The sequence below is a fragment of the Heyndrickxia vini genome, assembly GCF_016772275.1.
Classification (GTDB): domain Bacteria; phylum Bacillota; class Bacilli; order Bacillales; family Bacillaceae_C; genus Heyndrickxia; species Heyndrickxia vini.
Genome location: NZ_CP065425.1, coordinates 3,634,186 through 3,660,898 on the forward strand (window position 1 = coordinate 3,634,186; position 26,713 = coordinate 3,660,898).

Consider the following 26,713-nt stretch of genomic DNA (forward strand, 5'->3'; position numbering starts at 1 on the left):
TGATTTTCATGGAAAAAGTAAAAATAAGCCCGATACAATTATTTGTTTTATATGTTTTATTTGAACATGGAAGTGCACTTGTTATTTCCTTAGGTACAGATGCAAAGCAAGATGCATGGCTTGCAATTCTTATCGGTATGCTCGGTGGCTTATTCTTGTATTACATCTATTATCGACTTTATCAATTTTACCCAAGCTTACCACTAACATCCTATGTCCAAGAAATTATTGGCCCTTTTTTCGGTAAGTTCATTGCTTTTCTTTATATTTTATATTTCCTCTATATTTCCTCAAGAGTACTCCGAGATTTTGGGGAATTATTATTAACCTTTGCATATCCGAATTCACCACTTTTTATTATAAACATGATTATGATTTTAGCGATTATGTATGCTGTTTATAAAGGGATTGAAGTACTGGCTCGAACAGGAGAATTACTTTTTGCTTTTCTCTATTTTTTAGCCATCACCGGTTTCTTACTCGTCGTCATTTCCGGATTAATTGATCTTAGCCAGTTGAAACCCATTCTTGAAGAGGGGATTGTTAGAATACTTAACGTCGCTTTTAAGCAGACCGTTTATGTCCCATTTGGTGAAATGATTGCCTTTACAATGATTCTTCCGTATTTAAACACACCAGCTAAAGCGAAGATCGTTGGTTTTTCAGCAATCATTTTAAGTGGGGTCAATCTAGCACTAACAATGGCGGTTAATATAGCGGTTAATGGGATAAATCTCGTTTCTCGTTCTCCATTCCCACTTTTAACAACCATCCAACGAATTGAAGTAGCAAGCTTTTTAGAGCGTCTTGATGTATTTTTTATGCTTGCTGTCATTATTGGGGGATTTTTCAAAATTAGTGTCTTCTTCTATGTTGGACTGATTGGAACGGCTGACTTACTTAAGATGGAAAATCATCAAAAGCTCGTCTATCCACTTGGGCTAATCATCCTCATTTTGTCTATGTCAATCGCCAGCAGTTTTGCTGAGCATATGAAGGAAGGGTTAGTTATTGTACCGATCTATTTACATATTCCATTTCAAGTCATCATTCCTATACTGCTACTCATGATAGCCTTCCTTAAACATTTCATTCAAAATAAAAAGAAACATAATGTATCTGGGTAACAAAAAAGAGCTCGATCTTTTTTCTGAGCTCTTTTTTCTATCCGATTATTTTTTCATTTCGTAACTGGCAATCACTTTTGCAATTTGATCTTGAATTTCTGTAACGCTGGAAGCGACATAATTATTATTTAAAATCGAAAAGATTATTCGTTCTCCACTTTTCGTTGTTACATATCCGGATAATGTACTTACAGCAGTCAAGGAACCCGTTTTTGCAATGACATTTCCTTTTGTCGGTGGTTCTTTCATCCGATTTCTTAACGTTCCCCCAACAAATCGGTCGCTATCGCCAGCAACAGGCAAAGACGCAAGAAAGGACGGATACCAGCTTTTTTGTTGTATGGCAAATAAAAGCTCGGAAATTTCATTTGCTGGAATCATCGTTACATGTGACATCCCTGATGCATCCCTAAGCATTAGTGTTTGGGCATTCACACCAAGTGAAGAAGCTGTATCTCTAATCACTTTCAAACCCTTATCCCAGCTACCTTCTCCATACACAACCTGACCCATTTCCTTTGCTAGCATTTCCGCGTGTCCATTATTGCTTAGCTTCATAAAAGGAATTAGTATATCCTTTAATGGCATTGACTGTTTTTTAACTAATAGTTGACCGTTTTTAGGTGTTTTGCCAAGCTTCATCTCACTTTTTCCGATGAATTGAATACCCTTTTCTTTTAACGATTGATTAAACAATGACAACGCATATTCTGAAGGTTCCCAAACCGTCATCCATTCCTTTGCGGCACTTGCACCGACAGGAATTGTTCCTTCCACCACAATTGTATTCGTTCCATGCTCCCGTTGAATCGTAATATTTTTCTTACCATCCTTTTCTACAGTTACCGCTTTGTTAATGACTTTTACATAGTTGGTTTTCGGTGTTACCGTCCATTCAGCAGGTTTTCCAACTTTAGAGGCCGGAGTGGCTTCTACTATTACTGTACCAGTATCATAATCTGTATTTGGTGATACAGTTAATGCCGACACTTGTGATCCGTAATATTCTGTTTCGTCTGTCCATGTCAGATCTTGTGATAATCGGACATCATCATACCATGTGTCGTCCCCGATTAAATCTCCATGAATTTTCCCAATCCCTTGCTTTTTCAGCTGATCAGCAAGTCGGTCTAAATCTTCTTTCAGAAGCGTCGGATCTCCTTTTCCTTTTAAGTAGAGATTCCCTTGAAGTACCTTCCCTTTGACCTTCCCATCCGTCAGCACCTCTGTTGCAAATCGATAGTTTTCGCCAAGCGTTTCAAGCGCTGCGGCGGTTGTGAATAACTTCATATTTGATGCCGGCCGTAATCGTATGTCACCGAAATGTTCATACAAAATTTCCCCGCTATCGGCTGAGCGAAGACTTACACCGGTTACTGAACCATCTAATTTCTTATCATTTAAAATGACATTTATTTGATGACCTAATTCAGCATACTCGTCCGATGCATTTACATAGGTTGTTGTTTCCTTATTTACATAAGGAATAATTGCCACCATGAATACCGCTAGAACAATTAACCATTGCTTCACAAACCTTTTTCCCATCTAGTTTCCCCCTTCTTATGATCTCCTTTACTAGATATTAAAATAGTATGAAGGCTTTAAGATTTTTACCTCAACTTCTGCATTTATCGTGAAAAATGATTCTTTTGGATTCAGGTCTTTTTACATAGTTTGATTCAATCAAGGGTATCTATTATTGACATACATCTTGAAGTATAGTCACATATATGTTTATTACCCTAAAATATTAAACGATTATTTTTTAACCAAATACACTCTTTCCGGTCTTCCCACCGTCCCATATGCTAAATCGGCATCAATTTTTTCTCCTGACACAAGATGTTCTAGATAACGTCTAGCTGTTGTTCTGCTTACACCCATTTCTTGGGCTACAAACTCTGCTGTTACTCCAACCGAAGCTGTTTTGAGAACTTCTAATACCTTCACTAAGGTTAGTGGGTCAATTCCTTTCGGCAACTGAGATTTATCTGTAAGAAGACGGGTCATTTCCTTTTGCAACAGCTGATCGATTTGTTCCTGAGTAATATGAGGATACTCTTTTCCAAATGTCTCTAGCTTGCATTGAAAGTCACGATATCGGATTAATGCTTGTTTAAATCTCTCAAATACAACAGGCTTAATAATATAATCAAAGACACCTATACTAATAGCTTCTTGTACCTTATCAATTTCCTTCGCTGCCGTGATCATAATCACACCCATTTGTTTATGTTGTTGTTTGGCTTCTTTTAATAGAGCGAGACCATCCATATCTGGAAAGTAAACATCTAATAATAGGAGATCAGGCTGCAAAATATCGATATAGCTCTTCGCTTCTATATAACTCGCAGCGATACCCACTGTTTGGAATCCCTCTAATTGTTCAATGAACCGTTTTTGTATTTCAGCGACCCTTAAATCATCCTCAATAATAAGTACTTCAATCGTTCGATTGCCATTCAAACTTAATCCCCCCACTTTTTGGTATAGCGACCGTGAATACCGTTCCCTCTCCTTCATTCGAAGAAAAGGTAATCGTCCCCCCAAGTCCATGAATCGCCTTTTGAACAAGGCACAAGCCGATTCCTGAATTCGTATTCTTATTCTTCGTCGTATATCCCTCTTGGAAAATTTTCTTCGCTGTGTTCCTTGGAATTCCATTTCCATTATCTTCAACTTCTATAATTAACTCTTTGCCCAGGTCGGTCAAAAAGAGAGAAACTGTTTTCTCGTTTTTTCCATTTTCCCGAACTGCGTCAAATGCATTATTGATCAGGTTTCCTATAATTGTAACTAATGAATCACGACTTATTTCCGCGGGGACATCGATGAAACTACTATCGCGGTCGATCGAAAAGTCAATTTTCAGCTCACTTGCCAAACTGACTTTGCCAAGAATGAATCCGGCTAATATTGGGTCAGGAATCTCCTTCATAAGAAAGTGAATAATTCCCTGTGCCACATCTACCTCTTTGGAAATAAAATCAATCGCTTCCTTATATGACCCTAGTTGAATTAGTCCGAGTAACGTATATAGTCTGTTCGAATATTCATGCGTTTGTGCCCGTAACCCTTCCGCATAAGCTTTTACATGGGAGAGTTCCTGAAGCAAATAAGACAGATCATTTTTGTTCCTAAGGCTGGCCACAGCCCCAATTACTACCCCTCGTTTATCAAAAATTGGAACCCGATTAGCTAAATAGACTTCTCCAAGAATCATAAATTCTCGATCATATTCAGCTTGTCCGGTCTTTACAACGTCAAGTAGCCGCGTATTTTCAAGGACATCCTCAATCCTTTTCCCTCTAAGAAGAATATCGTTCGGTACATGAAGAATTTTGTGAGCCGTTTCATTTACAACCGTTATTAAACCCGCCGTATCTACAGCAATGATTCCTTCATGAATGGATTCTAAAATAGCATGCTTCTCCTGATACATCCATGCAATTTCCTCTGGCTCAAGACCAAAGATTGCCTTTTTAATATGCAAAGAAATAATAAGAGATATTAATAAACCGCCTATCAAAATCCCTATTGTCGTCATAAAAATCTTTTTTTGGACTTTAGAAACTTCTTCTTCAATATCGGTTTGAAGATAGCCCACGGAAACGACGCCAATCACTTTTCCTCGATAGAAGATAGGCGCTTTCCCCCTCAAAGACGGGCCTAATGTTCCCGTTGATTCCGATATGGCTGATTCACCTCTAAAAGCCGCTTCATTGTCACCGCCCACCATCTTTTGTCCAATTCGGCTGGGATTTGGATGGGAATAACGAATTTCATTTCGATTGCCAATTACGATAAACTCAGCGTCTACTTGTTTTCGAATTTTCTCCGCAATAGGTTGGATAATGCTTGCTGGGTCTTTCGTATAAAAAGCTTCTTGAATATTTGGTATGTTAGAAATAGCTTGTGCTACAGCTAAGGCATTTTTTCCTTTTTCATGTTTTAATTTGGATTCCATAATATTTTTATAAGTAAATTCAAAAATCCCCCCCATTAACAGGATGAGTAAACTTAATCCAAGCATTAATTTTGTATGTAAACGCATCCAATCACCCCTGGTGTAAAAGCAATGAAACGAACAATTCGAAAGATATTTGTCTAAAATGTGTCATTTTATAGAATTATTAATAATTATACTATTTTCACAGAGAAAAAACCCCTTAAAAAAGGAGTTTTTCATCTATTACACTATTGATTTTTTATCCTTCTACATTAATAACCACTTTCTTGCCTCTGGCTTTTAATAGAACTGGGATGGTTAACCAAAGGACTGTCACAATTAGAAAGACAAGTGAGATTGGTCGAGTGAAGAAAACACCATAATCTCCGTTTGAAATAGTTAGCGCTCTTCGTAAATTATTTTCAATCATTGGCCCTAATACAAGCCCTAATACGAGGGGAGCGATAGGGTAATCATTTTTATTAAGGAAATAGCCTACAACTCCACACCCTAATAATAGTAATAAATCATTTGTAGAAACCTGTACGGCATATACCCCAAAGATAGAAATTGCAATAATAAGGGGAATCAAAAATTGTTTAGGTGTTTGAATAATTTTAGCAAATACTTTAACAAGCGGTAGATTTAGAACGAGCAACATTAAGTTTCCTATAAACATACTCGCGATTAATCCCCATGCTACTTGTGGATGATCATCAAACAATAATGGGCCTGGCTGGACATTATACATCATTAATGCTCCCATTAATATCGCTGTTGTGCCCGAACCCGGTATTCCTAATGTTAATAAAGGAATCATCGCACCACCTGATGCCGCATTATTTGCTGTTTCAGGAGCAGCCACACCAGCAATGGTTCCCGTTCCAAACTTCTCTGGATTTTTTGAAATTCTTTTTTCCAATAGATAAGAAAAAAACGAAGCTAATGTCGCACCTGCACCTGGCAAGATCCCAACAAAGAAGCCTAATATTGAACCACGGGCGATAGGCATTGCCGATTCCTTCATTTCTTCTTTTGATGGAAGCATATTATTAATTTTTGCGATACTTCCATCCTCTTCTTCTTTTTCTAAGATGGTCTTGAAAACCTCGCCGAGAGCGAACAGGCCAACGGCAATTGTCAGAAATTCAATTCCTTGGTAAAGCCAAGGAATATCGAAGGTAAAACGGGCGATTCCCGATACACTGTCAATCCCAATCGTTCCAAGTAACAACCCGCAAACCGTCATAATTAACGCTTTTGTTACTGATTTTCCCGCTAATCCACTTACAGCGGCAAGTCCTAATAGCATGAGCGAAAAATATTCAGCTGGTCCAAACTTTAGCGCTACATTAGATAAAGGTTCCGCTAACGCAATCAAAGCAATGATTGTGACAATTCCACCTACAAATGAACCAATTGCAGCAATAGACAGAGCACTGCCCGCTCTCCCCTTTTTTGCCATTTGATAGCCGTCCAATGTTGTAACGACCGAGGAAGATTCACCGGGAGTATTTAAAAGAATAGATGTCGTTGAACCTCCATACATCGCACCATAATAAACACCCGCAAGTAGGATGATCGCACTGGTAGCAGCAGTTTCTGGAGGAAGTCCGCCAGTAATCGATGCCGTAACCGGAATCAATAACGCCACACCACTCATAGGACCAATTCCCGGGAGCACCCCAACAGCTGTCCCAATTAATACACCTACAAATGCAAATAAAATATTATACCAAGTCAATGCCGTCTCAAATCCATGTAACAAATAATCCAATGTACCCATCATGCAGCTCCTCCTTTCCTACGAAAACCAAATTGGCCATCCCGGAAGTGTTCCTTTTAAAAGTCCTACGAAAAGGTAATAGACAGCCCCAGAAAATCCTGCCGATATAATAATTGAGGTAATCCATTTCTTTCGTTCCATCGTCTGAAAACAAACAAAAAGAAATAAAAATGTTGTAATAACATATCCAATCGTTTCCAACGTTAATATGTAAATGAGTGTTGCCGCGAAAATAATCAAAAATGGTTTATATTGCAGCACTTGTTTATTCCCTTGACTTTGTGTTCGAAGTGTTTCATAAAATAAACGAATACTTAATAAGGAAAGTATAATACCGAGAATAAAAGGAAAAATATCAGGCCCCACTTTACTGCCATATGAGGAGCTGGCAAGATGCTTACTTCCAATCATAAATAACACACCCACAGTCAGAAACAAAACAGCAGCAATACGATCAAATTTAATGCTCATTTGCAAATCTCCCTTCTGCAAGAATAATATGAAGGCTGGCTCATCGTAATCTGTCCCTTGAATCAAACTTACTTGTATTTGATCACGATGTGAGTCAGCCTCTTTTTGCTTATATTACTTTTGCATACCTAATGCTTCTAATAGTTGTTGTACTTGTGTTTCTTGTTCACCTAAAAATTTCTTAAATTCCTCGCTATTTTTATATTGCATTTCCCAACCTTGCGTTTCGACTTCTTTCTTCCATTCTGGAGATTCAACTAGCTTGCCAATTGTTTTCTCCCAATATGCCTTCGCTTCGTCGGACATTTTCTCTGGACCAAACACACCGCGCCAAATTGTAAATTCTGCGTCTACTCCTTGTTCTGTAGCTGTTGGAATATCTTTGAAATCTCCTGCTAATCGTTCAGGTGAAGTAATAGCTAATACACGAACTTTACCCGCCTTTAAAAATTCCTTCACACTTGAAGCATCTGTTCCAATAACATCAGCATTTCCACCAAGCAAAGCAGTTATTGCTTCTCCGCCTCCATCATAAGAAACATATTTGACCTTCGTCGGATCTACACCGTATTTGAAAGCAGGAAGAATGGAGACTAAGTGGTCCATTGATCCTGGTGCTGATCCACCAGCAAAAGTGAGTTTGCTAGGATCCTTCTTTACTTCTTCTAGAACGGATTTCAAATCTTTAAATTTAGAATCCGCTTTTACAACTATCGCTCCATAATCTTTCGTCAACTGTGCTAATGGTGTTGTATTTTTATAACCAAAAGGACTATTTCCTTCTTTTTTCAAATTATTGATAATGATTGGAGGAGAACTCACAAATAACATATCATTATTATTTTTCTGTTGGGTTGCGTATTCTGCCATGAAGACAGCTCCCCCGCCCCCGGGCTTATTCTCGACTGTCATCGGAACTTCGACGAGCTTCGTCTCGCTTAATACTTTTGTGAATGAACGTGCAGTTAAATCCCATCCACCACCTGCACCAGAAGGGGCTACAACCGAAATGGTTTTCTTCGGATAGCCTGTATTTTCCTTTTTCTTGCCAGTGCCCGAGGCATCATCGCTGCTGCATGCACCTAGACTTAAGGCCAGAGCACCTGCACAAAGAAGCGCTGAAATTTTTTTCACTTTTAACATATAAATCCCCCTTGAAAACGTTTTCTAAATTTTATAATAAAGTCATCATTTATTTTGATTAATCATTTAAAAAGCATTAAAAACATAAGTCCTATTTTGTTCATAAAATACACAGAAAGTTGCAAATAAACTTATGATCAAAAAGACACTTACCTTGTTTTTTCCCTTTGATGTACCTCCAAACTGCTTTATGAGACACTTTCTTTGCCTTTTTTTCCCTCTGATGTACCTCAAAACTGCTCCATGAGGTACTTCCTTTGCCTTTTTTTCCCTCTGATGTACCTCCAAACTGCTCCATGAGGCACTTCCTTTGCCTTTTTTCCCACTAATGTACCTCCAAACTGCTCTATGAGGAACTTCCTTTGCTGTTTTTCCCTCTGATGTTCCTCCAAACTACGCTCTATGAGGCACTTCCTTTGCTATAAAAAAAAGAAGAGTTTAGAAGCTCTTCTTTTCGAACGATTGTATTTAAAGTGTCTATTTAAGCAGATATTCGCGAGCGCATCATTTTTCGGAGTTCCCACTGTTTTAACCCTCTAAAAAGTGTAGGTAGAACAATACAAACGACGAGTACACGAAGCACTTGAACGACGACGACAAAAGTGGAGTCTGCATCAAGAACAGCAGATGTCGTTGCCATTTCAGCAATCCCACCAGGGGCAAAGGCCAACATTGAAGTGATAAAAGAAATACCTGTAATGATGGAAACAAAATAGGCACAAACAAGCATCGAAAAAATCAACCCAATAGTTGTTAAAAGTGAGACCCACATTGTTTTTCCAATACCCGTGAGCATCTCTTTATTGAAACGTGATCCAATACTTGAAGCAATAAAAATTTGCGATAAAATAATGGCACTATGAGGCCACCAGGCAATCAAATCGTGACCAATAATGGTAGAACTCAAAGTTTGCAAACAACCAACCCCCAGCATTCCGCCAACTAACCAAGGGGCCGGAAACTTCAAGTGTTTTCCAATATAGTAGCCACCCCATACTCCAAATGCTAGAATCAAAGTCCATAAGAGATGACTCCATTCAAATCCAGGAACGACCCCGGGAGAGGCAACATGACTATTTACCATTCCCCCGTTAGCAGGTAGATGCGACCATGTAGACGCAAATAGCGGTATAGTCAGCACGACAAGAAATACACGCATCGTTTGTATGATCGTAACCACGATGGTATTAGCTCCGACCTCTTCAGCAATACTGGGCATGGCACTTAACCCACCAGGGGAAGTTCCAAAAAAGCTGGTGATCATATCAGTATGACTATATTTCCATAGAACCAATCCGGACAAAAGAGCAAAAATAATAGATAAAAAAAGCATAACCAATATAACCAACCAATGTTCCTTAAAGGTGTGAACTACCGATAAATTAATTTTTTGCCCCAGTTCAATTGCTAGAATAATTTGACCGATTCTTAGCCAATATGATGGTATTCCTTTTTGTCCACTGGGAATCTTTAAAAATGCTGGTCTTTTATATGAAAGAATAGCTGCTGCCAGTAAAGTTCCAATCATCCATCCAATCGAAAGGCCAGCCAAAGAAAGAACGAGCCCGCCAATACAGCTAATTATCATAAAATAAATGCTTTGAAATAATGCTTTCCTTTTCAAACGATATCCTTCTTTCTTTTGATAAACTGTACTCCTGATGTGAAATAATAGTTGAATCGCTATATAAATAACTATAATATGGTTTTAGATATAAATAAAATATCCATTTTGAATGGTGAACCATCAAAAAAATTGATGACTATATGAGGAGTTTTAATTTATATGGATGACCGAGATTGGCTCATTTTGCAAACCCTTTATTATGAGAAGAATATTACTAAAACCGCTAAAGAGTTATATATTTCCCAACCTGCTTTAACAAATCGCCTGCAGCAAATAGAAAAAGAATTCGGGGTCCAAATTGTTAATAGAGGCAGGCGAGGTGTGCAATTTACACCGCAGGGAGAATATTTAGCAAAAAGTGCACATGAAATGCTTTTAAGAATACAAAAAATCAAGGAGAATGTTCGTGATATGGAAAATCATGTAACAGGAACCTTAAGGATTGGTGTCACAAATTTTTTTGCTTATCATAAACTTCCCGAATTATTAAAGCTTTTTAAAGATCAATATCCAAATATCGAATTTAAAATATCTACAGGTTTCAGCGGAGATATCGCCAATTTAGTGAGTAATGAAGATATCCATATAGGATTTGTAAGAGGTGATTATGGATGGAAGGAGAAAAAGCATTTATTATTTGAAGAAAAAATTTGTATTGTTTCGAAAGAAAAAATAGACATTCAGCATCTCCCCCAGTTACCAAGAATCGATTATCGGACAGATCACTTATTAAAAACATTAGTGGACCATTGGTGGGGAGAAAATTATTCTAAGCCGCCATTGATAAGCATTGAGGTTGATAAAGCGGAAACCTGCAAAGAAATGGTGATCAATGGATTAGGCTATGCCATTTTACCAAGTATGATTTTAGACGATATTGACGGCCTTTATAAAACGGAAATCAAAACAAAAAATAATGAAGCCATTTTACGAAAGACATGGATGTTTTACCATGAAGAATCGTTAAAGTTAAGTATGGTGAAAGCTTTTGTCACTTTCGTTGAGAATATCGATTTCTACAATATAAATAAAACGTCGTAGAAGATTCCTCTTCCGAAAGTAATATGCTCGGGAGTTTTCATAATTGATAAGAACATTTGAAACTTTTATACTTATTGACGAAGTTGAAATATAATTCCCCATTTGAATTCATATTAGGAGGGATGTTTCCTGAAGGCAATTAAAGTATCATTACAGATAAAAATACTTGGGCTCGTATTGTTGCTAGGATTCCTTCTGATTTTCCTCCTAACAGGAATTTTCAGCTATATGGAAAGTAAGCAAATTCAAGAAAATAAAGGCAGGATGGCTTTGGAAATATCAAAAACGGTCTCTTTTATGCCTACAATAAAAAATGCTTTTCAAACCGCCGATCCTTCTAAAACGATCCAGCCTTTAGCAGAAAAGATTCGAAAAGAAACCGGGGCAGAGTTCATTGTTATAGGAAATAAAGACGGTACGCGGTATTCACATCCTAATAAATCTGAAATTGGGAAAAAAATGAAGGGTGGAGATAATGAAAGAGCCCTCATTAATGGGGATTATTATATTTCCAAGGCGAAAGGTTCCCTCGGACCGTCTCTTAGAGGGAAATCACCCATATTCAACAAACAAGGTGAGATTATTGGCTTAGTTTCTGTAGGATTTCTCATAGAGGATATCCATCAGCAAGTCATGAATCATCTCATTAAAGTACTTATTGCTTCTCTTTTCACACTTATACTCTCGATTATTGGCAGTATTTTCCTAGCCCGCAATATTCGGAAGGACACGATGGGTTTAGAGCCATATGAAATTGCCGGACTATATAAAGAAAAGAATGCGGTTCTGCATGCGGTGAAAGAGGGAATCTTAGCCATAGATCAAGAAGGCTTTATTACTATGATGAACCAGCCCGCAAAGAACCTTCTTCATATACAAGGTTCTGTTCGGCATAGAAAAGTGGATGGGCTCTTTCCGTCTAATTATCTTTATGAGGTATTGAAAACTGGAATCCCTCAAATGGATAAAGAAATGGTTTGGAAAGACCAAACCGTTATTGTGAACTGCACGCCACTTTTCGATAAAGATCGGATTACGGGGGTAGTTGCTTCTTTCCGGGACAAAACAGAAATCGAGCGGATGGTCAACACGATATCGGAGGTAAAAAGATATTCAGAAGATCTTCGTGCTCAAACACATGAATTCACGAATAAATTATATGTATTATCCGGACTGCTTCAACTAGGAGAATATGAGCAGGCAATCAGCATGATCCAAAGTGAAACAAAAGATTTACAAATACAAAATTCTGTTGTTTTTAATCAAATCAAGGATACAAAAGTACAAGCTATTCTTATTGGAAAATTGGGAAAAGCCTCTGAAAAAAAGCTTAAATTTACAATCGTTCCCGAAAGCTATTTAGAAATACTGCCATCACATATGACACTTTCGAACTTAATAGTTATACTTGGAAACCTAATCGATAACGCATTTGAGGCTGTGTATGGAAAAGACGATCCGATTGTTAAATTTTTTGCGACAGATATCGGAAGCGATGTCATTTTTGAAGTAACGGATAACGGGAAAGGCATAAGTGAAAATGAAAAACCTCTTCTTTTTAACAGAGGGTACACATCAAAGCAAGGTACAGAACCTAGAGGATTTGGTTTGTCGAATGTCGAAGAGGCTGTAAACGCAATGGGCGGGATTATCGAAGTACAGAATAATTCAGAGAACGGCACTGTATTTACGGTGTATCTGCCAAAGAAATAAGCGAGGTGTTCCTAAGATTGTCTAAATTAAATGTAGTCATTGCAGAAGATGATTTTCGGATAGCAAATATTCACGAAAAATTTTTGGAAAAGTTCGAGGAAATTAACGTAGTTGGAAAATCTCTGAACGGGGAACAAACTTTACAATTACTTAGGACAATGAAAACTGATCTGTTGCTTTTAGATGTATACATGCCTGATATGCTAGGAACTGATTTGCTTCCTATCATCCGATCGGAATTTCCAAAAGTAAGCATTATCATGATCACTGCCGCAACAGATAAAGACTTCCTTGAAAAATCCCTAAGTTATGGGGTAGAGAATTATTTAATCAAGCCTGTGAGCATGGAAAAATTTGAAGACGTTATTCAAGAATTTATTAAAAAGCGCTCTATTCTTACATCCAATCATGTAGTTAACCAACAATATGTTGATCAACTATTTGGATATGAAAAGAAAGAAAGTAGTGGAAATAGAGCAAAGTTACCAAAAGGGATTGATGAAATCACTTTAGAAAAAGTGAAAGCGGTTCTTCAAATAAAAAGAGACGGTCTTTCTGCCGAAGAGGTTGGAAATGAAATCGGTGCCTCCCGATCGACAGCTCGCAGATATTTAGAATATCTTTCATCTGTACAAGAAGCAAAAGCGGGAGTCGTTTATGGCATTGTGGGGAGACCCGAGAGAAAATACTATCCAATTTGATACGAGGATGATCCAAAGATAAAGGCACAATTTGGATCATCCTCTCTTTAAATGGAATATTACTCTTTCTATCAAACTCTTCAATTCTGCACCTCCAAATCTAGTGGGTCCTCGCGTGAGCAAAATGAGCAAAATGAATTTAAATCTTTTTAATCACTTTATTGTGAAAACGGTTACAATACTGAAAATTTCACCTATACTCAATATACAAACAAGAGAGGTGAAAATCATGTTAGCAATATTAGGATTTTTAATGATTATCATATTTATGATTTTAATTATGACCAAGCGACTTTCAGCCATGATTGCCCTTATGGTGATTCCAGTTATTTTCGCTCTTATTGGCGGATTTGGGAGTAAAATGGGCCCTATGGCACTGGAAGGCATAAAAAGTGTAGCTCCGACAGGAATTATGATTCTGTTTGCGATTCTATTTTTCGGAATCATGATCGATGCGGGTGTCTTCGATCCAATCATTTCAACCATCCTAAAAGTGGTGAAAGGGGATCCGGTAAAAATAGCAATAGGGACGGCAATTCTTGCGCTATTAATTTCCCTTGATGGTGATGGAACAACAACTTACATGATTACGATTTCAGCGATGCTTCCATTATATAAACGCATCGGCATGAGACCGCTAGTACTTGCTGGTATTGCGGTATCCGCCTCTGGGGTCATGAATCTTCTTCCATGGGGTGGACCGACTGCACGAGCAATGACCGCGTTGCATCTTGAAATGTCAGACATCTTTACACCTGTTATTCCTTCTATGATTGGCGGCGTATTATTCGTATTATTTATGGCCTTCTGTCTTGGAAGAAAAGAACGCAAACGAGTAGGTATTCTTAAAATTGATTACAGCACGATGGCTGAGATTGCTGTTACATCAGAGGGAGCTTCTTTAAAACGTCCGAAGCTCATTATTGTAAATTACGCGCTAACCATCTTGCTTTTAGTTGCATTAATCAAAGAAGTACTACCTACAACTGTCTTATTCATGATTGGATTCGCTATCGCGATAACGATGAATTATCCGAAATTAAGTGACCAAAAGGAACGTATTGCACACTATGCAGATAATGCTTTATCTGTTGTATCCATGGTGTTTGCAGCAGGGATCTTCACTGGTATTCTATCAGGGACAAAAATGGTGGATGCTATGGCAAACACGATGATTACTCATATTCCCGATGCCTTTGGTTCACATTTTGCATTGATTACGGCAATTATCAGTGCACCATTTACATTTTTCATGTCAAACGATGCATTTTACTACGGAGTACTTCCTTTACTTGCTAAGGCGGCTAGCGGTTATGGAATTGATCCCGCTATGATTGGACGGGCATCCCTTTTAGGATTACCTGTACATTTATTAAGCCCATTAGTTCCTTCAACTTACCTATTAGTTGGTATGGTCGGCGCGGATTTTGGCGATTTACAACGTTCATTCCTAAAATGGGCTTGTGGATCAACAGTCGTCATGATAGTAGTCGCGTTACTATTATCAATTATTCCTTTATAAAAATGTAAAATATGAAAAAAAGCTCGGAGGTCATTTCCTCCGGGCTTTATTTATAAACAACCGAAACCGTTTGTGCTGGCAATTGCAGACTTTTGGATTCTATCGTAATGGTAATTTCCTTTTCACCGCTTTCTTGCGCCGTTGAAAAGTTTAATAAACCATTACCTTGTGCTTTTTTGCTAAGACCAAGATCTTCGGTCGTTTTGCATAATTGTGCGTATAGCTCCGCTTCCGTTAGGGTACGATCAAATTCTTTTTCAGCAATATTTTTGACTAAAGCAGCCGCACCACTTACATGTGGAGTTGCCATAGAAGTTCCTGATAGCTTGGCGAATTTCCCACCTGGATAAGTGGAGAAAATTTCAACCCCCGGTGCAACTAAATCGATTTCATCATTCGTATTTGAAAAATCCGCTAAATTCTTTTCTAAATCAACTGCTCCAACTTGTACAACTTCAGGGTATGCTCCCGGATAGTCCATTTCATCCGTATCATCTTTTCCATCACCACTATTCCCCGCAGCGCAAACGACTAGAATATTATTTTGAACCGCCTTTTGAATCAATTGATGTTCTTCTTCCTCTTCCGGTCCGCCTAGGGACATGGAAATAACGGAGACCTTCTCCTTATTCGGACCTTCCCAATTAATTGCATAGTCAATCGCTGCATTAATCCACTTGATATCCCCTTGTCCATTTCCATCCAATGCCTTTAAGACTAAAACCTTTGCCTTTGGTGCGACCCCTACCACTCCATAATGATTTATCGCTGCCAGGATTGTTCCACATACATGTGTTCCATGTCCGTGATCATCTTGATAATCACCTGTGTTCGTGAAATCTTTCCCTTCAATAATTTGTTCCTTTAAATCAGGATGTGTTTTGTCAATGCCTGTATCAATGACGGCAATCACAATACCTTCTCCATAATTACCTTTTTCCCAAACTTCCTCCGCATGGATTACTCCAATACCTGCCGGAATATTTTCCTCTACTGAATCAACAATCTCTATTACCTTATAAGGAATTAACTTTTTTTCCATCGTCTTTCCCCTTTCATTAAGAGATTGAAAACCTTTCTTTAATAGTAATAGATTCATTTTAAAAAACAAGATACTTTACTGAATTTTCTAAAAATGATTCTATTGTACGAAATCATTATTCCTAGTTTTCTACTAAAGAAGTGATCGAATGACAAAAAAGGCCTACACCCCTTTCCGTATTCGCGGGAAAGTAAGGGATAAGACCGTTCCTACTCCTTTCGTGCTATTCACTTGTATATTGCCGTCCATTTCATCGATGATTTGCCTTGAGACCATTAGTCCCAGTCCGGTTCCTTTTTCTTTTGTGGAGTAAAAAGGCAGTCCAAAATTCTCCATCGACTCTTTGCTCATCCCTTCTCCATTATCAGATATTGATATGTACACATGCTTATGATCAGCAGTAACCTCTAAATCTATTATTCCATTCCCACTTGATGCTTCAATTCCATTTTTAATTAGATTAATAAGCAATTGTTGAACCCTGCTACTATTTCCAGCTAGATAGATTGGCAACTTCTGTGCAAAATTTAATTGAACATTATTAAGCGTTGCAAATGTTGATAAAGAGCGTACAGCCTTATTTATTTCACGTATGATATCTAGCTTACTGACTTCATTTGATTGACTTTTGCCTAAAGCCAAATAGTCAGCAATGATGGAATTTGCTCGGTCTACTTCTTCTATACAAATTTTTATATAATCCTTTTCAGACCTAGATAAGTGGGTGGAGGCTTGTAAAATTTGCATAAATCCTCTAATACTCGTCATCGGATTCCTAATTTCATGAGCAACACTTGCCGCAAGCTGCCCAATCACATTAAACTTTTCTGCGTTTTGAAATTCTTTTTGTAAAGCTGTTTTTTCAATTTGTGATTCAATTAAATAAATAACAATCCAGGTAACTATTACATTTTCTAATAAGTATGATATGTAAATGGATAGCTTTATTGATGTTATACTAATCGGCATTACTATACTTCCGATTATCGGAAGTAAAAGTGACGCAATTAATAATAACGTAGATGAAAAGATTAGTTTCTTTTTTAATGTCCAAGAAAAAAATTGCTTTCGTATTCGATAGATATATATGCATCCGATAATCATTACGCTTATGGCAGGAAACATTCCAAGTCCCCCCATAAAAATACGGACAATAATGTAAAACAATGAAACAATAATGCCTACTATATTTCCTCCGTATATGAAGGATAGATACCATGGGATATATCTCAAATCAAGATATTTCCCCTCTCCTAGTTGAATGGCAAAAGTCAGTGATAGCGAGATGCTTAACAAACACATAAGTCCAAAGATAATCTTTCGTTTCAGATCATTAATTTTACCATTCGCAAAAACTAAAAATAGTACGAAGGGAAATAACACCATTAACACTTGAAGTAAGATTCTTTCGAACTGAAATTCCATCAAACTTGAACCCCTTTTGAAAACTATGATGTCTTTACAGTAAGATTCGATATAAATCGGGAAAATCCTTTATTAAAAAAGACCATGATAAAACTTATTATTAGTTTTGCAAGCTTATAGATGAAAGTGGAAATCAATAGAAATATTAAACAAGATCGAAAAGGTAGGAATTTGTCGAAAAATTTTTTTATAAAAAAGGAAAATATGTCCCACGGCATATTGATTGAAGTAGTTAGCTCGGTTATTATTTCTATAATTATAAATATTTTAATTTTTCTAAACAAAGGAGGGTAGATGTTAACAAATGTTCTATTTTTTTAGGAAGGGGAAGACAAACACATGAATAAGAAATTACTTTCAATATTGATCTGGACAGCTATTTCTATTTTTGGAGCAGTTGCATTTGCCTTACTTGGCCTTGCAAACGGAGAAACCATTTCGGCTGCTTGGTTAATTGTAGCTGCTGTTTGTACCTATGCAGTAGCTTACCGCTTTTATAGTAAATTTATTGCGTATAAAATTTTTAAACTAAATGATAAGAGGGCAACACCTGCGGAAGTTAATGATGATGGAAAAGATTACGTTCCTACAAATAAATGGGTTTTATTTGGCCATCATTTCGCTGCAATTGCGGGTGCGGGACCCCTTGTAGGTCCAATATTGGCCGCACAAATGGGCTATTTACCTGGTGCACTTTGGATTATCATTGGTGTCGTACTAGCTGGAGCTGTACAAGATGCTGTTATCTTAATGGGCTCCATGAGAAGAAATGGAAAATCACTTGGACAGATGGCAAAAGAGGAAGTAGGACCATTTGGTGGGATTATTGCTTCCATCGGTATTCTAGCTATTATGATTATTTTATTAGCGGTACTTGCCCTCGTCGTCGTGAAAGCGCTTGCCGGTTCTCCTTGGGGAGTATTTACTATTGCTGCAACCATTCCGATTGCTATTCTTATGGGTATTTACATGAGGTACATACGTCCAGGGAAAGTATTAGAAGGTTCTATCGTTGGCTTTATATTACTGATGCTTGCACTTTGGGGCGGACAGTTTATTGCCGCGGATCCGGAATTAGCGAAAATGTTTACATTTACTGGTGGACAGCTTGCCGTGATGATTGGGATATATGGTTTTGTCGCTTCCATTCTACCAGTTTGGCTTTTGCTGGCACCTCGTGACTACTTAAGTTCCTTTTTAAAAATCGGTGTTATTTTCCTATTGGCTGTAGGAATCTTAATTGTACTTCCTGAATTGCACATGCCTAAGATTAGTAAATTTATTGATGGATCAGGACCAGTATTCGCGGGAAATCTTTTCCCATTTTTATTTATTACAATTGCTTGTGGTTCTGTATCTGGTTTCCATGCTCTTGTTTCTTCGGGCACAACCCCGAAAATGCTTGAAAAGGAAACTCATTCCCGATTTATCGGCTACGGCGGTATGCTAATGGAATCCGGTGTTGCCATCATGGCATTAATTGCAGCCTGCTCTTTACACCCCGGTCTTTACTTTGCAATGAATGCACCGGCAGCTGTTATTGGAGGCGATGCAACTAGTGCAGCAACTGTCATTTCGGAATGGGGTTTCCAAGTAACAGCAAATGATATTACAAATGCAGCTAAAGATATTGGCGAAGCCTCTATTTTATCCAGAACGGGTGGTGCACCAACATTAGCTGTCGGAATGGCTGAGATTTTCACAAGCTTTTTAGCAGGTGCAAAGGCCTTCTGGTATCATTTCGCCATTCTCTTTGAAGCCTTATTCATTCTTACAACCATTGATGCGGGGACACGTATCGGAAGGTTTATGTTACAGGATTTAGTTGGGAATTATTATAAACCATTTGCTAAAACAAATAATCTTTTCGCCAATATCATTGCTTCTGCTATTATCACAATCGGTTGGGCTTATATAACTTACCAAGGGGCGGTTGATCCTTTTGGCGGTATTAACTCCTTATGGGCATTATTTGGAATCTCGAACCAAATGTTAGCCGCCATCGCACTTGCTGTCGCTACAACGATTATTATTAAAATGGGGAAAGCACGTTATGCATGGGTGACCATTATCCCATATGTCTTTTTAACTGTCACAACCTTAACAGCGGCATTTATGAAACTTTTTTCAAAAGTACCCGCAATCGGATTTTTTGCCCATGCTAAAATTTATCAAGACGGAATTGACAGTGGCAAAGTAATTTCACCTGCAACCGATATGGATGTCATGAAGCAAATTGTATTCAACGATCGATTGGATGCAGTATTGACGATGATTTTTATCGCAATTGTGTTATTAATGGTTATAGCTTCCTTTAGAGTTTGGTATAACATTTTGGTAAAGAAGAAAAAATCAGTATTGCATGAATCACCTTACGTACCATCAAAATATCCGAACATACCGATTGGAAGGTGAGCAAATGAAGAAATTAGTTCAAACAATAACCAAAATCCCCTGTCATATCAAAACGATTTTTGGCTTACCAAACTATCAAAATTATGTAGCACATCAGACAAGGAAGCATCCGAATGAGCCAATCATGTCTGAAAAGGAGTACTATATGTATGCGTTAAAGGAAAGATATGAAAGCGGAAAAGTTAATCGTTGCTGTTAAAAAAAGCGCATGCGCCTTTCTTATAAAGACGCAAATAATATTTTATTACCTATAAAAAAAGAGAAGCAGATGTCTTTTGCACATCTGCTTCTTTTCTTTATTAATTTATATATATCGTTTGTAAAACGTACTTACCACTTTCTAATCTTGTAAATCCTAAACTTACATGTACACTACTTGTTGCTGTCCAGCCATCTGGGTAGAAACTGAAATCAAAACTTGCACTGCCGCCAGATTTATAGGAATACGAGTTTTTTAATTTTGATGTAGTGACTTTTTTCAAAGCGCTAGAATATTTCTTTCTTTTATCCGCATTATTTACTTTTCTAACATTTGTAATCTGTTGTTTATATTTATCTTTATTGTATTTACGGCCTAAAACATAGTTTTTCGAAGTCTTCTCAATGATATGTTTATCTACATAACTATTAAATTTAGTTGTTTTTCCAGAAACAATTTCATCTGCATAAAGTTTGATTAACGCTACCGCATCTGCTTTTAAACTATTTGTAACGGAGCTTTCGCTGAAATCACTCGATAATGTGATAATGCCTTTTTTACTTACAGGTGCCTTCGTAATTTTGAATGTTGACTTTTTGCTATCATAAGAAATCGGTTTTTGCATTGCTGAAGCGATTGAATTTACAGGAACATAAGTCGTACCTTTATATTGAATCGCTTTGGCAGCTTTTCCTTTCCCATCTTTAATCGCTAGATTCTTTCCGTCAACTGTTACTTTAATTGCTGGATTTTGGTATGCCGTAATTTTAATTAATTTACTTGCAGCACCGGCACCTATCGCACCAAATACTAAACTGCATACGACCAAAATTGACACAAATGCCTTCTTACTCATCTTCACCCTTTTTCTCCCCCATCATTTTTAATAAAAATGAATTATTGTCATACATTACCAACAATTCCTTATTTTTTTATACCAAATTTGTAATCAATTGGCATAGAGGAAAATTTCCTATGACAATATACTTATGTATACAATTGTTAAATATGTTAAAGATGAGGTATATTTTTTTCATAAAAAAAAGGATATGTACATCTAAAAAGATGACACATCCCGTTTTCTTTTTTTGCTGGAAGAGACTAGTGAGGAACGATAGTAACCTGGAGCAATTTCCCCAGCTTTAATATTTGTTTTAGAAAAAATGGCATCCAAATCATATAGTTCAAATTCAGTAGTTAGTTGAATCATTATTTCGGCGCATGCTTGTGCATCGCTTAATGCGTGATGATGATCGAGGATATCTATGCCATAATGATCGCAAACAGATTTAAGTGAATAACTCGACTTGCCTCCTATTAATCTTCTTGATAGCTGATAACTACAAAGCAACTTACTCGGAACCGGCGGTAGATTATATCGATTCAGACTATCTCTTAAAACATATCCGTCAAAGGCTAAATTATGTGCGACAATTACTTGATCTTCTATTCGATGTTGAATGGATTGATAGAATGTATGAAATGTCGGAGCACCTACAACATCAGAAGGTTGAATGCCATGAACCGATATATTCATTCGATCAAATGGCTCTTCCGGATCAATTAGTGAATAAATAGAGTCGACTATTTTATTCTCTTCTACAAATACCATTCCTACTGAACAAACACTATATCGATTACGATTAGCTGTTTCAAAATCGAGTGCGATGAAATTATTCATGTGCCGCTCCTTTCCAAAAAAATCATTTTATCTTTAAACTATATTGTATTATAAATCCCCTAACCCTTTCCACCTTGAACTACATAAGAACTTTTTTAGATATCCTTGTTGTTTTTGGGAACATAGACCGTTCCTTTCCGCTGCAGGAACCTGCTTTCCGCGGGGAGGAAGTCGAGACTCCTGCGGGATCAGCGGGACAGATGAGACCCCGCAAGAGCGTAGCGATGAGGAGTTAGAAAAGTAGAGGCGGCCTGTTTATCGACGTACAAACTGGAGGGCAGCGACTGAGATAAAGGAATCACGATGAACCCAAAGGGTGAATCGATGATGACTTATCGTAGGGAGGTGACCGGAAGTTTGCTAGTCGATAGCCGCCGGAACTAGACAGGCTCACCGCCCGCCCCGCGGAAAGCGAGCACCCTGTAGCGGAAATCACCTTCATACTGATCAATAGCAACAAAGTTTGTGAAAACAGCCTAGACAAATGAACAAAAAGTGTCAACTACCCAAAATGATTTATTTACGAATTGACGGGGTATATAATAAAAGAGGGGATTATTTCCACCCTACTTTAATAGAGGGCCGGTGTTTATTATGTTATTTTCAAAAATTTTAGTGGCTTATAATGATACGGATCTTTCTAACAAAGCATTAGAAACTGCGATAGAAATAGCAAAAGGAAGTCCGGAAACAGAAATTGATATTTTATATGCTGTTCAACTTCCTATTCCTACGTATACTTCAGGGATTATTATTCAGGAAACCCAGGATAAGTTGAATGAATATGCTGAGGAAACGTTAGAAAAAGCAATGAGTAAACTATCCGGACTACCTAATACTATTCATAAACATGTGGTAGACAAACAACCAATACCAGCGATCTTAGATCATATAGAAAACCAGAAAAATGATTTAATTATTATGGGCAATAGAGGCTTAAGTGGAATAAAGGAATTTTTTGATAGCGTTAGTCATGTGATCGTTCAGAAATCCCCTATTCCCGTATTACTTGTAAAATAATAATATAACTATTTTATACAAAAAAAGGAGCTTGGAAATTTAAAATGTACCCTTTGTAAAGGACATTTTTAAAAAAGGTTAGGCAGTTCTAAGAAGATGATCTCTGTATTGAACAGGGGTCATCTTTTTTAGATTCCATTGATATCTGTAATGATTATAATAGGCCATGTACTGCTTAATTTCTCTTTTCAATTCATCTAGTGTTGTACATGCTTTAATAGAGGCTTCATCTTTAAGATGGCCAAAGAATGACTCCTGAGGAGCGTTATCCCAACAGTTTCCTCTTCTTGACATAGATTGTCGCAATCCTAGTTTCTTAACTGATTTTTGAAAATTTGGATGTGTATAATGTACTCCCTGATCTGAGTGGATTAAGGCATCTTTTGCTTTCTTAAAATGTTTATTTTTTTGTAGTCTTTTAAGGGTGTCTGTAGCTAAATTAATAGTCATCCGATCGGATACATGATAGGCTAATATCTCTCCTGTGGATCCATCTTTTATCGCAGATAAGTAAGCTTTCTGACCTTTACTGAAAAATAAATAAGTGATATCTGTTAGAAGAACTTTGTATGGGATATCCTGTTTAAATTCACGATTTAAAAGGTTGGGTACTACTCTATGTTCCTGTGTAGCCTTCATAATTCGTCTATATGGATTTGCTTTTCTAATAGGGCAAATAATATTGTATTTCTTCATTATTCGTCTAATACGCTTTAAATTGTAGACAACATTAAATTGACCCTCCAATGTCATCTTGATTTGACGAGCCCCTTTTTTGCGTTTTTTAAAATTAAAAGCCTTTAAAACAATTTCCTTGACCTTTTGATCTTTCACTTCTCTTTGATTTTTTTTTTCCACTGAAGTATAGTAAAGTATTTATAATATCCGCTTCTAGATACGCCAGCTAAATCGCATAAATAACTAGTCATTCTGTAAAGTTTGTATTTCTCTATAACAGAACGAATGAGTAAATACTTCTGGTATGGCTGTAAAGCTATTTGTTTTTCTTTAACCCCCTTTCTGCAAATCTGATCTTTTTTAGCAATTCATTTTCTGCCTTTAATAAGTTGTTTTGAGCCTCTAAACGAGCATATTTCTCCTCAAGTGTAAGTTCTCTTTCCGAAGGTCTACCGAGTTTGTTTTCCTAGTATCAGTTAAACCACTTACTCCATTCTCTCGATAAGCTATACGCCATCTATCCGCTGCTGACTGCATTCTTTTCTTACCAATAACATTAATATCAAATCCACATTCCTCAAATATTTCCCTTGGCAACTTGCCTTTACTATTCTCAGTAACTAATAGTTCCTTAAATTCATCTGTATAAGTAATTCCCTTTGAACTAACAGATTTTACATAAGGATTTCCTGATAGTAGTTTTATCTCTCTTTCTGTAAAAAACTTTTTACTCATAATTTTCCCCAGTCTATTTTTTTCTTAATTATACAAAAAGAACCCTATAGAAAGACACTTTTTTTAAGTGTCCACTCTATAGGGTACATTTTAATTTTCCATGCTCCTTTTTTATTTATTCATTTCCTGCATCTTCAATACTTTTCTATTTTGCTTTTTTTAATTGTTTACTGCGAAGTTGACCGCATGCTGCATCAATATCTGTTCCGTGCTCTTGACGGACAACACAATTGATTCCGTTTTTCTTCAATGTATCATAGAATCCCAAAATGGATTCCTTTTCACTTCTTTTATATTGAATATGCTCACTTACTGGGTTGTAAGGAATTAAGTTAACATAGGCTAAGTGACGTTTATTTTGAAGTAGCTTTGCGAGCTGTAATGCTTCTTCTTTATGGTCATTTACATCGTTTAAAAGAATATATTCGAAAGTGATTCTGCGATTTGTTTTTTCCAAATAATAATCAATCGCTGGCATTAATTTTTCCAATGGATACGCACGATTAATTTTCATAATTTGTGTACGTAATTCATTATTTGGTGCATGTAAAGAAATCGCTAAGTTCACTTGTAAGTCTAAGTCAGCAAATTCATAGATTTTCGGAGCTAGTCCACTCGTTGAAACGGTAATATGTCTTGCACCAATTGCTAACCCTTTCGGTGAATTGATATTTTTCAAGAATGTAACTAAGTTTGTAAAGTTATCAAATGGTTCACCGATTCCCATGACAACTACGTGGCTTACCCTTTCATCTTTTCCAACTTCGTCTAAATGAAGCTGAACATTCATAATTTGTTCGACGATTTCACCGCTCGTTAAATCACGATTTTTTCTCAAAATTCCACTAGCACAGAAAGAACATCCGATATTACAGCCCACTTGTGTTGTCACACACACTGAGAGACCGTATTTTTGTCTCATCAATACTGTTTCGATTAGGTTGCCATCTGGTAATTTAAATAGAAATTTAACAGTTCCGTCCTTTGATTCTTGTTTAATTTCTAGTTGTAGTGTATGCATTTCGAACTGTTCCTCTAAAAGCTGAATACATTCTTTATTAATATTGCTCATTTCTGAAAAGCTTTTGACACGCTTTTTATATAACCATTCCCACACTTGTTGTGCCCGGAATTTCTTTTGCCCGTTTTCCAAAAACCACTCTGTCAGTTGTTCTATTGTTAATCCATAGATGGATTGTTTATTCATTCGTTACCCTCTTTTCAAAGATACTTTACGCATAACCTCTATTTTACATGAAATAAGAACGATTTTCTATCACTAACCCTCAATTCCTTATTGTTCCAAGATTTTAAAAGCCACATACATCCTTTTTTATTTTTTATTCCTATAACTATTGTATTGCTCCTAAAAATCAGATAATAGAAATAAGCCACATTAACGTGGCTTATCTTTCTAAATTAATTAAATTTTTTTGCCATTCCTTTATCGTATCCAAAATAAAACGATGAAAAAAGTCCTCTTCTTCTAACATGGGGGTATGAGCGGATTTTTCAAACCACACCCATTTTTTAGCGGGTGCTTGAAGTTTATGAAAAAAGTCCTCCGCAAGTTCACCTGGACATGTGTAATCATAGCGCCCGTTACAAAATGCAATAGGGACCTGAACCGATAAATCATCTTGATATAGATCAATTGTTTCTGCTTCTTCCTTTAATGAAGATTTGGAGAACCACTGCCCTTTTAACCATTTGATGACATCAAATAAGTGATACTCAGAGCGCTTAAATAATGGCAGAAGGAATAATTTCATAAAGCTCCCTTTATGGATCACTCCACCACCAAATTTTTGTAACCAATGATTATGGATATGTTCAGAACTCACTTTGTCCCAAGGCGGGGCTCCAATCTTTATTAATTGGGTATATGCTTTTTCATTGCCAACTTCTTTTGCTTTTTGGAGAGTTCGTTCGTAGGACACATATTCAAGTTGTTTCCAATTGACGATTTGCGAAACAGAAATATATCCATGGAATAGCTCTGGGTGACGCTTAATCGCCAAATAGGAAAGAACTGTCCCCCATGAGTGACCTAGTATATAAACTTTGTCTTGTTGAAATCGTGTGCACAGAACTCTCACTAATTCGATGAGATCATTTAGCATCTGCTCAACCGTCATCGACTCTTTTGTAATCTTTTTTGAAAAAGAAAGACCGGCTCCACGTTGATCCCAATTAACTACAAGAAAGTCCTTTTCATATTCAGAGGTATACTGACTAATAAAACCAATTTGTGCAGCACCTGGACCACCATGCACCCAAAGCAGAATTGGTTTCCTACGATCTTGACCACGAATGAGAACCCATTGCTCGACTCCGCCAATTGTCATTGCTTCAAGGGAGGAATGACTATATGACCCATTCTTAATCGTAGGGGTTTTGCGAATAAACATGATTTCATCTCCTGGTGAGTTTAA

Annotated in this window: 21 protein-coding genes and 1 pseudogene; 8 read left to right on the forward strand and 14 right to left on the reverse strand. The window is 37.1% G+C overall.

Features of this window, described 5'->3' with window-relative positions:
- Positions 1 to 8 precede the first annotated feature (8 nt).
- Positions 9 to 1,127 carry a GerAB/ArcD/ProY family transporter gene (locus tag I5776_RS18120; protein WP_202777889.1) on the forward strand — a complete coding sequence of 373 codons (1,119 nt, stop codon included), beginning with the start codon at positions 9 to 11 and terminating at the stop codon, positions 1,125 to 1,127.
- Between the two features lie 45 nt (positions 1,128 to 1,172).
- Here I5776_RS18120 and dacB read toward each other — a convergent pair whose 3' ends face one another.
- The 7 genes from dacB to I5776_RS18155 all read right to left on the reverse strand — a co-directional run bounded on the left by dacB (position 1,173) and on the right by I5776_RS18155 (position 10,103).
- Positions 1,173 to 2,675 (reverse strand): D-alanyl-D-alanine carboxypeptidase/D-alanyl-D-alanine endopeptidase, encoded by a 1,503-nt coding sequence (gene dacB, locus I5776_RS18125; RefSeq protein WP_202777898.1) that lies wholly within the window; start codon positions 2,673 to 2,675, stop codon positions 1,173 to 1,175.
- A gap of 213 nt (positions 2,676 to 2,888) precedes the next feature.
- Positions 2,889 to 3,596, reverse strand: coding sequence for a response regulator (locus tag I5776_RS18130; RefSeq protein WP_246483835.1), 708 nt, complete (start codon positions 3,594 to 3,596; stop codon positions 2,889 to 2,891).
- Positions 3,574 to 5,184, reverse strand: coding sequence for an ATP-binding protein (locus tag I5776_RS18135; RefSeq protein ID WP_202777902.1), 1,611 nt, complete (start codon positions 5,182 to 5,184; stop codon positions 3,574 to 3,576). Before I5776_RS18135 ends, I5776_RS18130 begins: the two co-directional genes overlap by 23 nt.
- Before the next feature lie 154 nt (positions 5,185 to 5,338).
- Positions 5,339 to 6,865: a tripartite tricarboxylate transporter permease gene (locus I5776_RS18140; protein WP_202777904.1), complete on the reverse strand. Its 1,527-nt coding sequence runs from the start codon at positions 6,863 to 6,865 to the stop codon at positions 5,339 to 5,341.
- 18 nt (positions 6,866 to 6,883) lie between these two features.
- Complete coding sequence (locus tag I5776_RS18145) at positions 6,884 to 7,336, reverse strand: tripartite tricarboxylate transporter TctB family protein (RefSeq protein ID WP_202777906.1); 453 nt, start codon at positions 7,334 to 7,336, stop codon at positions 6,884 to 6,886.
- 114 nt (positions 7,337 to 7,450) lie between these two features.
- Positions 7,451 to 8,479 (reverse strand): tripartite tricarboxylate transporter substrate binding protein, encoded by a 1,029-nt coding sequence (locus tag I5776_RS18150; RefSeq protein WP_202777908.1) that lies wholly within the window; start codon positions 8,477 to 8,479, stop codon positions 7,451 to 7,453.
- A gap of 481 nt (positions 8,480 to 8,960) precedes the next feature.
- The gene (locus tag I5776_RS18155) at positions 8,961 to 10,103 is read right to left on the reverse strand and encodes an AbrB family transcriptional regulator (protein WP_425490293.1); all 1,143 of its coding nucleotides are present in this window, start codon (positions 10,101 to 10,103) and stop codon (positions 8,961 to 8,963) included.
- Between the two features lie 162 nt (positions 10,104 to 10,265).
- On the opposite strand from I5776_RS18155, the gene I5776_RS18160 reads away from it, so the two are divergent.
- From I5776_RS18160 to I5776_RS18175, 4 genes are all read left to right on the forward strand, one after another.
- The gene (locus I5776_RS18160; RefSeq protein ID WP_202777910.1) at positions 10,266 to 11,147 is read left to right on the forward strand and encodes a LysR family transcriptional regulator; all 882 of its coding nucleotides are present in this window, start codon (positions 10,266 to 10,268) and stop codon (positions 11,145 to 11,147) included.
- Between the two features lie 129 nt (positions 11,148 to 11,276).
- On the forward strand, positions 11,277 to 12,860 hold the full coding sequence (locus I5776_RS18165) for an ATP-binding protein (RefSeq protein ID WP_202780854.1): 1,584 nt from the start codon (positions 11,277 to 11,279) through the stop codon (positions 12,858 to 12,860).
- A 17-nt stretch (positions 12,861 to 12,877) separates the two neighbouring features.
- On the forward strand, positions 12,878 to 13,561 hold the full coding sequence (locus tag I5776_RS18170; protein WP_202777912.1) for a response regulator: 684 nt from the start codon (positions 12,878 to 12,880) through the stop codon (positions 13,559 to 13,561).
- A 229-nt stretch (positions 13,562 to 13,790) separates the two neighbouring features.
- Complete coding sequence (locus I5776_RS18175) at positions 13,791 to 15,083, forward strand: CitMHS family transporter (RefSeq protein ID WP_246483836.1); 1,293 nt, start codon at positions 13,791 to 13,793, stop codon at positions 15,081 to 15,083.
- Positions 15,084 to 15,129: 46 nt separating this feature from the next.
- On the opposite strand, the gene I5776_RS18180 is transcribed toward I5776_RS18175, so the two are convergent.
- Complete coding sequence (locus tag I5776_RS18180; RefSeq protein WP_202777914.1) at positions 15,130 to 16,125, reverse strand: S8 family peptidase; 996 nt, start codon at positions 16,123 to 16,125, stop codon at positions 15,130 to 15,132.
- Positions 16,126 to 16,287: 162 nt separating this feature from the next.
- Positions 16,288 to 17,550 carry an ATP-binding protein gene (locus tag I5776_RS18185; protein WP_202777925.1) on the reverse strand — a complete coding sequence of 421 codons (1,263 nt, stop codon included), beginning with the start codon at positions 17,548 to 17,550 and terminating at the stop codon, positions 16,288 to 16,290.
- Positions 17,551 to 17,889: 339 nt separating this feature from the next.
- On the opposite strand from I5776_RS18185, the gene I5776_RS18190 reads away from it, so the two are divergent.
- Together I5776_RS18190 and I5776_RS18195 are read left to right on the forward strand one after the other, a co-directional pair.
- Positions 17,890 to 19,965, forward strand: a complete 2,076-nt coding sequence (locus I5776_RS18190) for a carbon starvation CstA family protein (protein ID WP_202777927.1) — start codon at positions 17,890 to 17,892, stop codon at positions 19,963 to 19,965.
- 4 nt (positions 19,966 to 19,969) lie between these two features.
- Entirely contained in the window at positions 19,970 to 20,164 is a 195-nt protein-coding gene (locus I5776_RS18195; RefSeq protein ID WP_202777929.1) for a YbdD/YjiX family protein, read from the forward strand.
- Between the two features lie 100 nt (positions 20,165 to 20,264).
- On the opposite strand, the gene I5776_RS18200 is transcribed toward I5776_RS18195, so the two are convergent.
- On the reverse strand, positions 20,265 to 21,026 hold the full coding sequence (locus tag I5776_RS18200) for a stalk domain-containing protein (RefSeq protein ID WP_213085684.1): 762 nt from the start codon (positions 21,024 to 21,026) through the stop codon (positions 20,265 to 20,267).
- Positions 21,027 to 21,221: 195 nt separating this feature from the next.
- On the reverse strand, positions 21,222 to 21,845 hold the full coding sequence (locus I5776_RS18205; RefSeq protein ID WP_202777933.1) for a 3'-5' exonuclease: 624 nt from the start codon (positions 21,843 to 21,845) through the stop codon (positions 21,222 to 21,224).
- Between the two features lie 594 nt (positions 21,846 to 22,439).
- On the opposite strand from I5776_RS18205, the gene I5776_RS18210 reads away from it, so the two are divergent.
- The gene (locus I5776_RS18210; RefSeq protein WP_202777935.1) at positions 22,440 to 22,865 is read left to right on the forward strand and encodes a universal stress protein; all 426 of its coding nucleotides are present in this window, start codon (positions 22,440 to 22,442) and stop codon (positions 22,863 to 22,865) included.
- Positions 22,866 to 22,943: 78 nt separating this feature from the next.
- Here I5776_RS18210 and I5776_RS18215 read toward each other — a convergent pair.
- From I5776_RS18215 to I5776_RS18225, 3 genes and pseudogenes are all read right to left on the reverse strand, one after another.
- Positions 22,944 to 24,278, reverse strand: a pseudogene (locus tag I5776_RS18215) (IS3 family transposase).
- A 145-nt stretch (positions 24,279 to 24,423) separates the two neighbouring features.
- Complete coding sequence (gene rlmN, locus I5776_RS18220) at positions 24,424 to 25,485, reverse strand: dual-specificity RNA methyltransferase RlmN (RefSeq protein ID WP_202777937.1); 1,062 nt, start codon at positions 25,483 to 25,485, stop codon at positions 24,424 to 24,426.
- Positions 25,486 to 25,684: 199 nt separating this feature from the next.
- The gene (locus I5776_RS18225; RefSeq protein ID WP_202777939.1) at positions 25,685 to 26,689 is read right to left on the reverse strand and encodes an alpha/beta fold hydrolase; all 1,005 of its coding nucleotides are present in this window, start codon (positions 26,687 to 26,689) and stop codon (positions 25,685 to 25,687) included.
- Positions 26,690 to 26,713 lie beyond the last annotated feature (24 nt).

Excerpts from the sequence above, each read along its gene's own strand:
- I5776_RS18120 (WP_202777889.1), top strand. The coding sequence starts at position 9 with ATGGAAAAAGTAAAAATAAGCCCGATACAATTATTTGTTTTATATGTT.
- dacB (WP_202777898.1), bottom strand. The coding sequence starts at position 2,675 with ATGGGAAAAAGGTTTGTGAAGCAATGGTTAATTGTTCTAGCGGTATTC.
- I5776_RS18135 (WP_202777902.1), bottom strand. The coding sequence starts at position 5,184 with ATGCGTTTACATACAAAATTAATGCTTGGATTAAGTTTACTCATCCTG.
- I5776_RS18140 (WP_202777904.1), bottom strand. The coding sequence starts at position 6,865 with ATGGGTACATTGGATTATTTGTTACATGGATTTGAGACGGCATTGACT.
- I5776_RS18145 (WP_202777906.1), bottom strand. The coding sequence starts at position 7,336 with ATGAGCATTAAATTTGATCGTATTGCTGCTGTTTTGTTTCTGACTGTG.
- I5776_RS18150 (WP_202777908.1), bottom strand. The coding sequence starts at position 8,479 with ATGTTAAAAGTGAAAAAAATTTCAGCGCTTCTTTGTGCAGGTGCTCTG.
- I5776_RS18160 (WP_202777910.1), top strand. The coding sequence starts at position 10,266 with ATGGATGACCGAGATTGGCTCATTTTGCAAACCCTTTATTATGAGAAG.
- I5776_RS18175 (WP_246483836.1), top strand. The coding sequence starts at position 13,791 with ATGTTAGCAATATTAGGATTTTTAATGATTATCATATTTATGATTTTA.
- I5776_RS18180 (WP_202777914.1), bottom strand. The coding sequence starts at position 16,125 with ATGGAAAAAAAGTTAATTCCTTATAAGGTAATAGAGATTGTTGATTCA.
- I5776_RS18185 (WP_202777925.1), bottom strand. The coding sequence starts at position 17,550 with ATGGAATTTCAGTTCGAAAGAATCTTACTTCAAGTGTTAATGGTGTTA.
- I5776_RS18190 (WP_202777927.1), top strand. The coding sequence starts at position 17,890 with ATGAATAAGAAATTACTTTCAATATTGATCTGGACAGCTATTTCTATT.
- I5776_RS18195 (WP_202777929.1), top strand. The coding sequence starts at position 19,970 with ATGAAGAAATTAGTTCAAACAATAACCAAAATCCCCTGTCATATCAAA.
- I5776_RS18205 (WP_202777933.1), bottom strand. The coding sequence starts at position 21,845 with ATGAATAATTTCATCGCACTCGATTTTGAAACAGCTAATCGTAATCGA.
- I5776_RS18210 (WP_202777935.1), top strand. The coding sequence starts at position 22,440 with ATGTTATTTTCAAAAATTTTAGTGGCTTATAATGATACGGATCTTTCT.
- rlmN (WP_202777937.1), bottom strand. The coding sequence starts at position 25,485 with ATGAATAAACAATCCATCTATGGATTAACAATAGAACAACTGACAGAG.
- I5776_RS18225 (WP_202777939.1), bottom strand. The coding sequence starts at position 26,689 with ATGTTTATTCGCAAAACCCCTACGATTAAGAATGGGTCATATAGTCAT.